This is a genomic window from Rhodovulum iodosum (assembly GCF_041020385.1).
GTDB classification, from domain to species: domain Bacteria; phylum Pseudomonadota; class Alphaproteobacteria; order Rhodobacterales; family Rhodobacteraceae; genus Rhodovulum; species Rhodovulum iodosum.
Map to the genome: position 1 here is coordinate 344,859 of NZ_JBEHHI010000002.1, position 13,570 is coordinate 358,428.

At 68.3% G+C, this 13,570-nt stretch carries 15 protein-coding genes; 5 read left to right on the forward strand and 10 right to left on the reverse strand.

The features are described from left to right. Positions 1-139: 139 nt before the first annotated feature. Positions 140-796: a GntR family transcriptional regulator gene (locus tag Ga0609869_RS10815; RefSeq protein WP_125407081.1), complete on the reverse strand. Its 657-nt coding sequence runs from the start codon at positions 794-796 to the stop codon at positions 140-142. A 135-nt stretch (positions 797-931) separates the two neighbouring features. On the opposite strand from Ga0609869_RS10815, the gene dctP reads away from it, so the two are divergent. The 5 genes from dctP (at position 932) to Ga0609869_RS10840 (ending at position 6,625) form a co-directional block, all read left to right on the forward strand. After that, complete coding sequence (gene dctP, locus Ga0609869_RS10820; protein WP_125407083.1) at positions 932-1,918, forward strand: TRAP transporter substrate-binding protein DctP; 987 nt, start codon at positions 932-934, stop codon at positions 1,916-1,918. Between the two features lie 65 nt (positions 1,919-1,983). After that, positions 1,984-2,529, forward strand: a complete 546-nt coding sequence (locus Ga0609869_RS10825; protein WP_125407086.1) for a TRAP transporter small permease — start codon at positions 1,984-1,986, stop codon at positions 2,527-2,529. Further along, complete coding sequence (locus tag Ga0609869_RS10830; protein ID WP_125407089.1) at positions 2,529-3,845, forward strand: TRAP transporter large permease; 1,317 nt, start codon at positions 2,529-2,531, stop codon at positions 3,843-3,845. Before Ga0609869_RS10825 ends, Ga0609869_RS10830 begins: the two co-directional genes overlap by 1 nt. Next, positions 3,842-5,089, forward strand: a complete 1,248-nt coding sequence (locus Ga0609869_RS10835) for a malonyl-CoA decarboxylase (protein WP_125407379.1) — start codon at positions 3,842-3,844, stop codon at positions 5,087-5,089. Before Ga0609869_RS10830 ends, Ga0609869_RS10835 begins: the two co-directional genes overlap by 4 nt. 12 nt (positions 5,090-5,101) lie before the next feature. Next, positions 5,102-6,625: a malonate--CoA ligase gene (locus Ga0609869_RS10840; protein WP_125407092.1), complete on the forward strand. Its 1,524-nt coding sequence runs from the start codon at positions 5,102-5,104 to the stop codon at positions 6,623-6,625. Between the two features lie 276 nt (positions 6,626-6,901). On the opposite strand, the gene Ga0609869_RS10845 is transcribed toward Ga0609869_RS10840, so the two are convergent. From Ga0609869_RS10845 to atpD, 9 genes are read right to left on the reverse strand one after another with little or no spacing between them, the layout of a single operon-like run. Continuing rightward, positions 6,902-7,792, reverse strand: coding sequence for a F0F1 ATP synthase subunit gamma (locus Ga0609869_RS10845; RefSeq protein ID WP_125407095.1), 891 nt, complete (start codon positions 7,790-7,792; stop codon positions 6,902-6,904). After that, entirely contained in the window at positions 7,779-9,347 is a 1,569-nt protein-coding gene (locus Ga0609869_RS10850; RefSeq protein WP_125407098.1) for a F0F1 ATP synthase subunit alpha, read from the reverse strand. The genes Ga0609869_RS10845 and Ga0609869_RS10850 overlap by 14 nt, the downstream gene beginning before the upstream one ends. 2 nt (positions 9,348-9,349) lie before the next feature. Then, positions 9,350-10,129 (reverse strand): F0F1 ATP synthase subunit delta, encoded by a 780-nt coding sequence (locus Ga0609869_RS10855; RefSeq protein WP_125407101.1) that lies wholly within the window; start codon positions 10,127-10,129, stop codon positions 9,350-9,352. A gap of 5 nt (positions 10,130-10,134) precedes the next feature. Continuing rightward, the gene (locus Ga0609869_RS10860) at positions 10,135-10,422 is read right to left on the reverse strand and encodes a F0F1 ATP synthase subunit C (protein ID WP_125407103.1); all 288 of its coding nucleotides are present in this window, start codon (positions 10,420-10,422) and stop codon (positions 10,135-10,137) included. 1 nt (position 10,423) lies between these two features. After that, positions 10,424-11,116 (reverse strand): F0F1 ATP synthase subunit A, encoded by a 693-nt coding sequence (locus Ga0609869_RS10865; RefSeq protein ID WP_125407106.1) that lies wholly within the window; start codon positions 11,114-11,116, stop codon positions 10,424-10,426. 3 nt (positions 11,117-11,119) lie between these two features. Then, a complete protein-coding gene (locus Ga0609869_RS10870) occupies positions 11,120-11,410 on the reverse strand; it encodes an N-ATPase subunit AtpR (RefSeq protein WP_125407109.1) in 291 nt (96 codons plus the stop codon). Next, positions 11,403-11,696 carry an AtpZ/AtpI family protein gene (locus Ga0609869_RS10875; protein ID WP_125407112.1) on the reverse strand — a complete coding sequence of 98 codons (294 nt, stop codon included), beginning with the start codon at positions 11,694-11,696 and terminating at the stop codon, positions 11,403-11,405. Before Ga0609869_RS10875 ends, Ga0609869_RS10870 begins: the two co-directional genes overlap by 8 nt. Further along, positions 11,693-12,082 (reverse strand): F0F1 ATP synthase subunit epsilon, encoded by a 390-nt coding sequence (locus Ga0609869_RS10880; protein ID WP_125407115.1) that lies wholly within the window; start codon positions 12,080-12,082, stop codon positions 11,693-11,695. The genes Ga0609869_RS10875 and Ga0609869_RS10880 overlap by 4 nt, the downstream gene beginning before the upstream one ends. Then, positions 12,079-13,500 carry a F0F1 ATP synthase subunit beta gene (gene atpD, locus Ga0609869_RS10885; protein ID WP_125407118.1) on the reverse strand — a complete coding sequence of 474 codons (1,422 nt, stop codon included), beginning with the start codon at positions 13,498-13,500 and terminating at the stop codon, positions 12,079-12,081. The genes Ga0609869_RS10880 and atpD overlap by 4 nt, the downstream gene beginning before the upstream one ends. Between the last annotated feature and the right edge of the window lie 70 nt (positions 13,501-13,570).

The following is a 13,570-nucleotide window of genomic DNA, read 5'->3' on the forward strand; positions in this document are numbered from 1 at the left end:
TGGGGGGGCGGAGCGGCGAACAAGACAGCAACCGGGCAGGTTTCGAGGTGACCTGCTATGCCAGCCTCGCCGCTTTTCCGGGAATGACGGCAGCCCCCGACGCCACGTCCAGCGCCGAGGCCAGGATGGGGCGTCGGGGCTACTCTGCGGCCGGTTTCAAGGTCGACATCAGGTAGTGGAATTTCTCTCCCTGCACGGCGACATGCTTGCGGATCGCGGCCGCGGCCGCCTCGCCGTCGCCCGCTTCCAGCGCGTCGACAATCGCCTCGTGCTCGGCCATGGATTGCCGCAGCCGCCCACGCAGGCGCAGCTGCAAACGGCGAAACGGCTGAAGGCGGTGATGCAGCCGAAGGCATTCCTGTTCCAGAAACGTATTGCCGGACTGCCGATAAACGATCGCGTGAAACCTTTCGTTCTCGCGGTAATATCCGTCGGCGTCCTGGGCCTCGACGGCAAGCTGGCATCGCCGGTTCGTGGACCGCAGGTCGTCGAGCGCGTCCTCGGCGATGCGCCGGGCCGCAAGCCTTGCGCTGACCGCCTCGAGCTCGGCCATCACCTCGAACATCTCGACCAGTTCGGCGAGGCCGGGCTGGCGCACGAACACGCCCCGCCGGGGGATCTGCTCGACCAGGCCCGAGATCGTGAGGCGCTGCAGGGCTTCGCGGATCGGGGTCCGCGACACCGAAAACCGCGTGGCGAGCTGGACCTCGTCCAGCCGCGCGCCGCCCGCGAAGGTGCCGTCGAAAATCAGGCTTTCCAGCTCGTCCGCGATGATGTCAGATCGTTTGCGCGCCATGCACCGCCTGTAGCATGGGGCATTCTTTGTGCGCAAGAAAACACGTCTTGTATACAAAAAAGTTGACTTAAAAAACAGCCGATGCGAAACACGCTGAGGCTCGGCAAAAGACCGAAATGCCAATGGGAGGACTTCATGAACGTGAAAATCACAACAGCCGTCGCGTCGCTGGCGCTTATGGCCGGTGCGCTGAGCGCCGGTGCAACGGACCTGCGCCTGTCGCATCAATGGTCCGACAAGGACGTACGCCACCAGGTCGCCAAGATCGTGGCCGACGAGGTGGCCGCCGCGGATGTCGATCTCGACATCCGGATCTTTCCGACCCAGTCGCTGTTCAAGGCGCGCGAGCAATATACCCCGCTGTCGCGCGGTCAGCTCGACATGACCGTGCTGCCGCTGTCCTACGCGGGCGGGCAACAGCCGGCCTACAACCTGACCCTGATGCCCGGCCTGGTGAAGAACCACGACCATGCGGCGCGCATGAACGAAAGCCCGTTCATGGAGGCGATCGAGGCCAAGATGGCCGACGATGACGTCATGGTCCTGGTGCACGGCTACCTGGCGGGCGGCTTCGCCGGCAAGGAAGACTGCATCACCGCGCCCGAGGATGTCGAGGGCAAGCAGATGCGCGCGGCCGGCAAGGCGTTCGAGCAGATGCTGGCCGGTGCGGGTGCGTCCATCGCCTCGATGGCGTCGTCCGAGATCTACAACGCGATGCAGACCGGCGTGCTGGACGCGGCGAACACCTCGTCCTCGTCCTTCGTCAGCTACCGCATCTACGAGCAGGTGTCGTGCTACACGCCCGCGGGCGATTACGCGCTGTGGTTCATGTACCAGCCGCTCCTGATGAACAAGTCCACCTTCGACGGTCTCGACGAAGCGCAGCAGAGCGCGCTTCTGGCCGCGGCCGAAAAGGCCCAGGCCTTCTACCTCGACGAGGCCAAGAAAGAAGACGCGGAATCGCGCCGGGTCTTCGAAGAGGCCGGCGTCGAGATCGCGGCGATGACCGAGGAAGAGTTCAACGCCTGGCGCGACCTGGCCAAGGAAACTTCCTACAAGGCCTTCGTCGACGAAACGCCCGACGGCCAGCAGCTTCTGGACCTCGCGCTCGACGTCGAATGACGCGCGGCCGGGGCGGCGCCACCCGCGCCGCCCCGCAACGACCAGCCAGCCACAAGGAGGACCCGATGACGGTCCAGAGCGTTGCCGTCGCGGTTACGGGCAAGAACCCTTTTCTGCGCGCCGTAGCTGCCATATCGACCGTGGCGGGATGGTGTTCCGCGGGGATGATCGTGGCCGCCGTGCTGATCACCTGCCAGATGATCTTCATCCGGTTCGTGCTGAACGGCTCCACCATCTGGCAGACCGAGGCGGTCGTCTACCTCGTGATCGCGGCGACGCTGGTCGGGCTGCCCTACGTTCAACGCCTGCGCGGGCACGTGAATGTCGATCTCGTGCCGCTGTCGCTGGGGCGCACGGCGCGCCGCGCGCTCGCGGTTCTCACGCTTTCCGTCTCGATCCTGATCGTGGGCGTGATGTTCTATTACGGGTTCGAATTCTGGCACTTCGCGTGGGACAGGGGCTGGCGGTCCGATACCGTTTGGGGGGTGAAGCTCTGGATACCCTACCTTGCGCTCCCGGTCGGATTCGGCCTTCTGCTGCTCCAGCTTGTCGCTGACCTGGTGGCCGTCGTTCTCGGGGTCGACAGGCCCTTCGGTCTGGAGGAGAAGTAATGGATCCGCTTGTCCTTGGCGGCTTCGTCGCCCTCGCCACGATCCTGGTGCTGTTTTCCGGCGTGTCGGTCGCCATCGGCCTGCTGATCGTCTCGGCCGGTTTTCTGATCGTCTTCGACGGGATGCGCTCGCTGGAGCTGATGCCGGAGATCTTCTTCGGCAAGCTCGACAATTTCGCGCTGCTCTCGATCCCGATGTTCATCATCATGGGGGCGGCCATCGCCTCGACGCGCGCGGGGGCCGACCTCTACGAGGCGCTGGAACGCTGGCTGACCCGAGTGCCCGGCGGCCTCGTCATCTCCAACCTCGGGGCCTGCGCCCTTTTCGCGGCGATGTCGGGGTCGAGCCCGGCCACCTGCGCGGCCATCGGCAAGATGGGCATCCCCGAGATGCGCAAGCGCGGCTATCCCGACGGGGTGGCCGCAGGCTCGATCGCGGCGGGCGGCACGCTGGGCATCCTGATCCCGCCCTCGGTCACGATGATCGTCTACGGCATCGCCACCGAGACCTCGATCGGACGGCTGTTTCTGGCCGGCGTGATTCCGGGGTTGCTGCTGGTCATCCTGTTCATGGCGTGGTCGCTTTATTCGACCTGGCGCTCTGGCAATGCCGCGGTGCTGTCGGCCGTGAAGTATTCCTGGCGCGAGAAGGTGCAGATCCTGCCGCGGGTGCTGCCCTTTCTGATCATCATCCTGGGCGTGCTCTACGCGATGTATGGCGGCGTCGCCACGCCCTCGGAGACGGCCGCCGTCGGCGCGCTGTTGTGCCTGCTGATCGCGATCATCATCTACAAGCTCTGGCATCCCAGCGCGATCTGGGTGGTGCTGCGCGACAGCACCAAGGAATCGGTGATGATCCTCTTCATCATCGCGGCGGCGGGCGTGTTTTCCTACATGCTGTCCTCGCTCTTCATCACCCAGTCGATTGCCGAATGGATCGGAACGCTCGACGTGAACCGCTGGGTGCTGATGGGCGCGATCAATATCTTCCTGCTGATCGCAGGGTTCTTCCTGCCGCCCGTGGCGGTGATCCTGATGGCCGCGCCGATCCTCTTGCCGATCATCACCACGGCCGGTTTCGATCCGATCTGGTTCGCCGTGGTGCTGACGATCAACATGGAGATCGGGCTGATCTCGCCGCCCGTGGGCCTGAACCTCTACGTCATCAACGGGATCGCGCCGGACATTTCGTTGCGCACGATCCTGACGGGGTCGCTGCCCTTCGTCGCCTGCATGGTGCTGGCCATCGTGCTGCTCTGCCTGTTTCCGGGGCTGGCGACATGGCTGCCGAACGCGGTGATGGGGGTGGGGCTGTGACGCTCTTGGCCGACATGCTGTCGACGCTGTTGCAGCGCACCTACCGCGCGGGCGGGCAGGGGCGGGCCGACACCCGGCCGATGCCGGAGCTGGCCACCGACCTGATCGGCGCGACGGGCGAGATTTCGGGGCTGACGCTGGCGCGGACCATGCTCGACACCTACGCGGACATGGACGACGAGGCCAAGCTCGACTTCTTTCGCTACCTTGCCGAGGAGATGACGATTTCGCCGCCCGAGGTGCGCGCCGCGCTCGACGCCTACGAGGCCGCCCAGACACGGGCCACCTACCGCGCCTTCATGACCGCCGCAGAGCCCCCGCGCCAAGAGCTGTTCCGCCGGCTGAACCAGGTGCCCGGCGCGACCTCGGCACTGGTGGCGATGCGCGCCGACCTGCTCAGGCTGGGCCGGAAGGACGACGCGCTTTTGGCGCTCGATCTCGATTTCCGTCATCTCTTTGCAAGCTGGTTCAACCGCGGCTTTCTGGTGCTGCGCCCGATCAGTTGGGAAAGCCCGGCCCATATCCTTGAAAAGATCATCGCCTACGAGGCTGTCCATGCCATCGACAGCTGGGACGACCTGCGGCGCCGGCTGGAGCCGCCCGACCGGCGCTGTTTTGCCTTTTTCCACCCCGCGATGCCGGACGAGCCGCTGATCTTCGTTCAGGTGGCGCTGACGCGCGGCGTGCCCGGATCGGTCCAGGGGCTGCTGAGCGAGGAGCGGACGCAGATCGCGGGCGAAGATGCGAACACCGCCGTCTTCTACTCGATCACCAACTGCCAGTCGGGGCTTGCCGGCATCTCCTTCGGCAACTCGCTGATCAAGCAGGTGGCCGCCGACCTCTCGCTGGAATTTCCCGGCCTCAAGACCTTCGTCACCCTGTCGCCGATCCCGGGGCTCTTGCGCTGGCTCCAGTCCGAGGCGCACAGCTATGACCCGAACGATGACGAGGCGATGCGCGCCCTCGCCGCCCGCTACCTGATCGGGGCGCGCCAGCCCGAGGGCCTGCCGCGCGATCCGGTGGCCCGGTTCCATCTCGGCAACGGGGCCCAGGTGCACCAGATCCACGCCCGCGCCGACATTTCCGACAAGGGTCTGCGGCAATCCGCCGGGGTGATGGTCAACTATCTCTACGACATCAACAAGGTCTCGCAGAACCAGGAACGTTTCGCCGCGACACGAGAAATCGCGGCGTCGTCCGAAGTCCGCTCGCTGAGCGCGGCGGCCGAAAAAGCCCTCGCATAAGGAGCCCGAGCCATGGCGAACCCGCTTTACGACCGCCTTTTCGGAAAGCATGCCGGCAAGCCCACGCCGTTTTTGCACCTGCCCGACGGCGCGGTCCTCACCCATGATGCCTTCCTGCAAATGGCGGCCCGCCTCGCGCATGTGCTGACCGGGCTCGGCCTGCGCCCCGGCGACCGGCTGGCCGCGCAGGTGCAGAAATCGCCCGAGGCGCTGGCGCTTTACGCCGCCTGCGTGCAGGCCGGCGTGGTGTTCCTGCCGCTCAATACAGGCTACACGGTCGACGAACTGGCCTATTTCATCGAAAACAGCGGCGCCGCGCTGGTGGTCTGCGACGGGCCGGGTGCGACGGCGCTGGCCCCGGTCTGCAACCGGCTGGGCGCAGGGCTGAAGACGCTGAACGCCGACGGGTCGGGCTCGTTGACGGGCGACATGGCCGGGATGCCGGCGAGCTTTGCCACCGCGGAGCGGACGGAGGAGGACCTCGCGGCGCTTCTCTACACCTCGGGCACGACGGGCCGGTCGAAAGGCGCCATGCTGACCCAGACGAACCTGCTGTCGAATGCCGAGACGCTGGTCGAATACTGGCGGTTCACCGCCGACGACGTGCTGCTGCACGCGCTGCCGATCTTTCACACCCATGGTCTCTTCGTGGCCACCAACGTGACGCTCGCCGCCGGCGGGGCGATGGTCTTCCTGCCGAAATTCGATCTCGACGCCATCATCGGGTGGATGCCGCGGGCGACCGCCATGATGGGGGTGCCGACCTTTTACACCCGCCTTCTGGACGACGCCCGCTTTACCCGCGACCTGGCCAGCCATATGCGTCTTTTCATCTCGGGCAGCGCGCCGCTTCTGGCCGAAACCCACCGGCAGTTCGAAGAGCGCACCGGCCACCGCATCCTCGAACGCTACGGCATGACCGAAACCAACATGAACACCTCAAACCCCTATGACGGAGAGCGCCGCGCGGGCACCGTGGGCTTCCCGCTGCCGGGGGTGGAGCTGAAAATCACCGATCCGGCGACGGGCGAAACCGTGGCTCCGGGCGAGGTCGGCCAGATCGAGGTGCGCGGCGACAATGTCTTCAAGGGTTACTGGCAGATGCCCGAAAAGACCCGCGAAGAGCTGCGCGACGACGGGTTCTTCATCACCGGCGATCTCGGCCGCATCGATGAAGAGGGCTATGTCCACATCGTCGGCCGTAACAAGGACCTGATCATTTCCGGCGGCTACAACATCTACCCCAAGGAGGTCGAGATCGTGCTGGACGAGCAGCCCGGCGTGCTGGAGAGCGCGGTGATCGGCGTGCCGCATCCCGATTTCGGGGAAACGGTGCTGGGCATCATCGTGCCCAAACCCGGCGAGATGCCCGACCTCGACGCGATTTCCGAGGCGGTGGCGGCCTCGCTGGCGCGGTTCAAGCATCCGCGCAAGCTGATCGTCGTCGACGAATTGCCGCGAAACACGATGGCGAAGGTGCAAAAGAACCTCTTGCGCGAGGCCTACGCGGATACCTTCGCTCCGGTCGGCGGCTGAAGGACCGGGGCAGGGCGACAAGAGCTCTTGTCGGCAGTCTCGACCGGGCCAGGCAGGTCGTCGCAACCTTCCGAAAGCACTGCCCGGGGCCAGACCCGGAATACGTCGCGCCGCCCCGGCATCAGCAGCCCGGCGCAGGCTCCGCGAACGCCGCCGGCCGCATCGGGTGGGCGACGGCCGGGCCCAACTCGGCGGCAAAGGTCCGGCCGTGGCGGTCCGGCAGTCGGGAAACGGTGCGCTCATGCTGTTCGCCGGTCGCGATCGGCCATGCCCCATTCATCGGCGCGCCAGCGCGGCGGCCCCGGCCACCACGTCCAGCATTTCGGTCGTGATCTGTTCCTGCCGGCGCTGGCGGAAGGCCGCGTCCATCTCGGCCAGGTGATCGCGGATGCCGCGCTCGGCGGATTGCATGGCCGCCAGCCGCGAGGCGTGTTCCGAGGTCTGCGCCTCGGCCAGCGCGCGGTAGATGCGCACGAAGACATGCTCGCGGATCAGGCGGGCCAGCATCACCTCGCGTGCCTCGGTATAGGTGGGCAGGCGACGCGACGGCCAGGGGCGGCTGGCCTGGTGCCGCAGATAGGCGGGCGACACGGGCAGCAGCGGCATCGCAACAGGGCGCGCCGGGGCCTCGGCGGTCTGCACCGCGTGGGCGATGCGCAGCCGGGCGATGCCCATCTCGCTGCGCCAGGTGTCGGCCAGGGCCAGCAGCGCCCCGGTGGTGGCGCGCAGCCCCGCCACCGAACCGGGGGTGCCGTAGACCACCGCCGGCGCGTGGCCGGCGCCGGTCAGCAGGTCGGCCGCGCGCGCCCCAACCGCGGCCACGCGCACGTCGCCGCGCCCGTTGGCGGCGATGTCGTCCAGCGCCGCGGCGACGGCCACGTCGTTGAAGCGCCCGCACAGCCCGTGGTCCGAGCCCAGGACGATCAGGCCCATTGGCCCGGTCGCCCTGGCATCCTGCGAGGCGGCGATGGCGGACGCGGCCACCTGCGCGTCGCGCAGGACGATCTGCAGGCCGCGGTCGATGGACTCGTCATAGGCGCGCACCGCCTGAGCGGCGCGTTCGCTGCGCCGGATGGTGACCGCCGAGAGGGTCTTCATCGTGCGCACGATGGATTGCAGGTCGCGCGTCGTCGAGATCCGGCGGCCGAGCACCTCAAGCGTCTCCATCGGCAGCCTCCGTTTCCAGCCGGGCGAGCGTCGAACGCAGCGTGGTGATCAGGGCCTCGCGCTCAGCCTCGTCGAAGGGTGCGCCGCTCTCGATCTTGTTGCACACCATGCCTAAGCGTGCGCGGATCGCCTCGGTGATCGCGCGTTCGGCCTCTGCCACGCGATCGAGCGGCACCTCGTCCATGAGGCCGTGCGTGGCGGCCAGCAGAACGGCGATCTGGTCGGCCGGGGCGGGCCGCGCGTCTTCTCGCTGTTTCAGCGCCTCGCGCACGCGGCGGCCTCGGGCGAGCTTGAGCCTGGTGTCCTCGTCCAGCCGCGTGCCGAAGCGCGAGAACACCTCCAGCTCTTCGAACTGGGCAAAGGACAGGCGCAGATCACCCGCCACGGAGCGGTAGGCGGGCAGTTGCGCCTTGGCCCCCACGCGACTGACCGAGCGGCCAAGGTCGATGGCCGGCAACTGCCCCTTCTCGAACAGGTCGGGCGAAAGGTAGATCTGCCCGTCGGTGATCGAGATCAGGTTGGTCGGGATATAGGCCGAAATGTTCTGCGCCTGGGTCTCGATGATCGGCAGCGCGGTCAGCGAGCCGCCGCCCTTGCCCGGCCGCAGATGCGTGGCGCGTTCCAGAAGGCGCGAATGGATGTAGAAGATATCGCCCGGATACGCCTCGCGCCCCGGCGGCCGGCGCAAGAGCAGCGACAGTTCGCGGTAGGCGCGGGCATGGCGGGTCAGATCGTCATAGACGACCAGCACGTCCTCGCCACGAGCCATGAACCATTCGGCGATGGCGGTCGCGGCATAGGGCGCCACGAATTGCAGCCCCGGCGCGTCCTCGCTGCCGGCGACCACGACCACGGTGCGTTCCAGCGCGCCCTCGCCGCGCAGCCGGTCGATCACGCGCGCCACGGCCGAGGCCCGCTGCCCCACCGCGCAATAGACGCACAGGCCCGGCCTGGCCGCCGGACCCTCGCCGCCCGGGCGCCCCGCCTGGTGGTTGAGAAGCGCGCTGACCGCGATGGCGGTCTTGCCGGTCTGCCGGTCGCCGATGATCAGTTCGCGCTGGCCGCGCCCGACCGGAATGGCCGCGTCGACGGCCTTTATTCCGGTCTCCAGCGGCACCTCGACCGGTGCGCGGTCCAGGATGGCCGGGGCAGGCCGCTCGACCGGCCAGCGGGTCGCGGCGCGGACCGGGCCGCGATCGTCCAGCGGGCGGCCCAGCCCGTCGACCACCCGGCCCAGCATCGCCCGGCCCACCGGCACGTCGATCACCCGGCGCGTGCGCCGCGCCTCGGCCCCGACCGCCAGCGTTTCGGCCGGGCCGAACAGGATCACGCCGGTGCGGTCCTCGTCGATGTCCGAAGCCGCGCCCATCAACCCGCCGGGAAAGGCGATCAACTCGTCCGCGTCAAGCTCGGTGAAGCCTTCGACCTCGGCAATGCCCGCACCGACCCGCGTGACGGTGCCGATCTGCTCGTTGCGAAGGGCGGGCCGGTGCGCGTCGAGCCCCGCGTCGAGGCTGTCCATCACATCGCGGCCGAGCCTGTCCAGCACACCCATGGCTATTCGGCCGCCTCGGCCGGGCCGTCGCGCTGCAACGTCGCCGCGAGCGCGTCGTTCAGGTCGTCGAGATAGGCGTCCACGCTCCATTGCAGGGTCTGACCGCGGATCTTCAGCCGTATCCCGCAGATCAGGCCGGGATCGTGGACGAATGCCACCTGCGCGTCCTGGTGGAGTGTCGCGCGAAGCGCCTCGCTCAGGCGGGCGCGCATCGCGCCGGGCGGGTCGAAGGCGCTGGTCACGCGCATCGCGCCGTCCGCCGCCCGCGCCTCGGCGCGCAGCGCGTCGCGCGTCTTTTCCGGCAGCCCGTGCAGCCGCGCGATGAAACTGTCGGCGATCGCCTCTTCCAGCCGCGCGCCGGCCAGATCGCTGAGCACCCGCCGGGCCAGGCGCGTGACGTGATCGGCGGCGTCGCGGCTGAACGTGTCGAGGAAGGCGCTCTGTTCGCGGTCGAGCTGGTCTTCCCAGGCTTGCCGCCGCTCGGCCACCGCGTCGCGGGCCTCTGCCTCCAGCCGCTGGCGCAGGGCATGGGCGTCTTGCTGGGCCTCTCGCAGAAACGCGTCGCGCCGGTCCTGCAGCGCCTGCTGTTCGGCCCGCAGGCGTTCGGCCTGCTGCGCCGCCTCTGCCTCGCGCCGCTCGGCCTCGGCGAACCGGTCTCGGATCGCCGCCTTGCGCCGGGCCATGGCGCGCGTCACCGGGCGGTAGAGCAGCCGCTGAAGGATCCAGACCAGGACCAGGAAGTTGGCGATCTGCGCCGCGACGGTGATCCAGTCGATCTGCATGGCGCTCAGCCCCCGCCGGCGGCCCCCGCCTGCATGGCGGCGTCCCAGAACGGGTTGGCGAAGATCAGGATCATGGCCACCACGAAACAGTAGATCGCGGTGGATTCGATCATCGCAAGGCTGACGAAGAGTGTCCGGGTGATGGTGTTCGCCTCGTCGGGCTGCTGCGCGATCGAGGCCAGCGCCTGCGCCGCCGCCCGCGCCTCGCCGAGCGCCGGCCCGATGGAGCCGATGGCGATGGTCAGCCCCGCGGTGAAAATCGAGATCAGCCCGATCAGGGTCGCGTCCACCATGTCAGTTTCCTTTCGACGTGTCCGCCCCGGGCGCTGCCTGCGTGGCCGAGGCGATGTAGACCATCGCGAGGATGGCAAAGATATAGGCCTGGATCACCCCCGTCAGCAGACCCAGAAGCTGCATCAGCACGGGGAAGAAGAACGGCGCGATCGAGATCAGGATACCCGCGATCACGGTGCCGCTCATCACGTTGCCGTAAAGCCGGATCGCCAGCGCGATGGTGCGCGAAATTTCCCCGATCACGTTGAACGGCACCATCAGCGGGGACGGGCGGGCATAGCTTCCCAGGTAGCCCAGCACGCCGCGCTCGGCCAGCCCGAAGAGCGGCACGGCGATCAGCACGCACAGCGCCAGCGCCGTCGTGGTCGACAGTGACCCGGTGGGCGGGCGAAAACCGGGCACGACGGCCAGCACGTTGCAGACCGCGATGAACAGGAAGATCGTGCCGACAAAGGGCAGGTACCGGCCCGACTCCTGCCCGCTGACCTGGCGGATCTGGTCGCTGATCGTCTCGACGACGGCCTCCCAGAAATTCTGGGCGCGCGTCAGTTCGCCGCTGGCCGACAGCCGCAGGCGGACCAGCAGCCCCGCGAGGGTAAGCAACGCCATCACGCCCCAGGTGAAAACGATGGTGGCGTTGATCGGCACGGGGCCGATATGGAACATGATCCAGGCGTCGGGGCTGATCTCCATGGGTTATTCCTTTCGCGCCGTTCCCCGCAGCACCGCCTGCCGCAGAAGGGTGAACCCGAAGACCCCCGCCAGCAGGTGCGGCGCGCCCGCCCCGGCCCGGAGCGCCAGCGCCAGCGCCCCCAGCACCAGCGCCATCCGAGCGGCGTATCCCAGCACCAGCCGCCCGGCGCCGCCCTCGGCGCCGGTCAGCCCGCGCGCCGCGCGCCACACGAGCCATAGGTAAAGCGCGCCGAACGCCGCCCCCAACGCGAGGGAAAGCGCCAGCGCCGCAACAAGGCCCCATCCTTCAGTCATCGCCGCGGCTCTCCTTGCTGACCCACCACCAGGCGTTGAGGCATCCCAGCGCGACCCCGCCCAGCAGCAGCGCGAGGGTCCAGGAAAATCCCGCCGGCGCGACGCGGTCCAGCCAGACGCCCAGCGCAATGCCCAGAAGCGTCGGCACCGCCACGGCCCAGCCCACCAGCCCGAACATGCCCAGGCCGAACCACACCCCGCGCCCCTCGCCGCGCTTTTCGGCGGCCTCTTTTCGCGCGGCCTTGCGCGCGATGGCCGCGGCCTTGTCCCCGTTTTGGTCGCTCATCTCTGCCGCTCCAGTTCGAGCATGCGCCGGACGACCCCGGCTTCGAGCCTTGCCAGTGCGCTGCGCGCCACCTTCTCCTGCTCGTCGACGGCCACGAACTCGTGCGCGACGCGGCGGCGGATCTCGGCCATGTCGCGGCCGCGCACCGCCCGGCGCACGGCGACCGAAACATCTGCGCCGCATTTCACGAGGATGCCCTCGTCGATGCCGAAATGGCCGGTTTCGCCCTCGGCGGTCACATAGCTCAGCACGCCGGGCTGCAGCGGGGCGGTCATGTCGATATGGCGGGGCAGGAGGGCGAAAGCGCCGTTCGTGGCCTCGGCCAGCACCTTGGCAACCGGGGCGTCGAACATCCTCTCATCGGGGGTGAGAACTGTCAGCCTCATGCCGCCTCTGTCCTTTTGCCGACTTCGTCGATGGCGCCCACCATGTAGAACGCGCTTTCGGGCAGGCCCGACATTTCGCCCGACAGGATACGCGCGCACCCGGTCAGGGTCTCTTCCAGCGGGACGAAGCGACCGCCGAGGCCGGTGAACTGCTCGGTGGTGAAGAAGGGCTGGGTCAGAAACCGTTCCAGCCGCCGGGCCCGCGCGACGGTGGCGCGGTCCGCCTCGGACAGCTCTTCCAGGCCCAGCATCGCAATGATGTCCGAGAGCGCCTCGTATTCCGCCAACACCCGGCGCACCTCGCGCGCGATGCGATAGTGCCGGTCGGACACGGTGCCGGGCGTCAGCATCTTCGAGGCCGATTTCAGCGGGTCGATGGCCGGGTACAGGCCCTCGCTCGCCCGTTTGCGCGACAGCGCGACCGAGGCCGAGAGGTGCGAGAAGACATGCGTCGCCGCGGGGTCGGTGAAATCGTCCGCGGGCACGTAAACCGCCTGGATCGAGGTAATCGCGCCGGCGTCGGTATTGCAGATGCGTTCCTCCAGCGCGCCGAGTTCGGAGGCCAGCGTCGGCTGGTAGCCCACGCGCGAGGGGATGCGACCGAGCAGCCCGGACACTTCTGCCCCCGCCTGGACAAAGCGGAAGATGTTGTCGATCAGCACCATCACATCGCGGTTCTGTGCGTCGCGGAAATGCTCTGCGATGGTCAGCGCGGTGTGGGCGACGCGAAAGCGCGCGCCGGGGCTTTCGTTCATCTGGCCGAAGACCAGCACCGCCCCCTCCAGCACGCCTGTCGCCTGCATCTCGCGGTACAGCTCCTCGGCCTCGCGGCTCCGCTCGCCGATGCCGCAGAACAGGCTCACGCCCTCGTATTCGGCCACCATGTTGTGGATGATCTCGGTGATCAGCACGGTCTTGCCCACGCCGGCGCCGCCGAAGAGCCCGGCCTTGCCGCCGCGTTCGATTGGGGAGAGCAGGTCTATCGCCTTGATCCCGGTCTGGAAGATCTCGCCGCCCGGCCGGCGGCGGGTGAGGGGCACGGGCGGGCGGTGGATCGGCAGGTAATCGACGTCCTTCAGCGGCCCCTTGCCGTCGAGCGGCGCGCCGAACACGTCGATCATCCGGCCCAGCACGCCCGCACCTACAGGCGCGGTCAAGGGCCCGCCCGTGTCGGTCACCGCCATGCCGAGGGCGACCCGCGCGCCGGGGTTCAGCAGCAGCCCCTGCGCGGTGTGGCCGTCGATCAGGTCGGCGACTTCGATCACCGAGCGGCCTTCGGGGCCGGCCAGCAGGCGCGTGTTGATTGCGGGGGCGGGGCCGGAAAAGCGTACCTCGACCACGGCGCCGCGGATGGCGGTGATGCGGCCGGTCGGCCCCTCTGCCGGCTCGGGCGATGCGGTCCATTGGACGTCCGTCATGGGCGGCCCCTCGCTTGACCCGTCTCGATGATCGTGCCGCGCAGGCAGGCCCGCAAGGGTTCATTTCCGC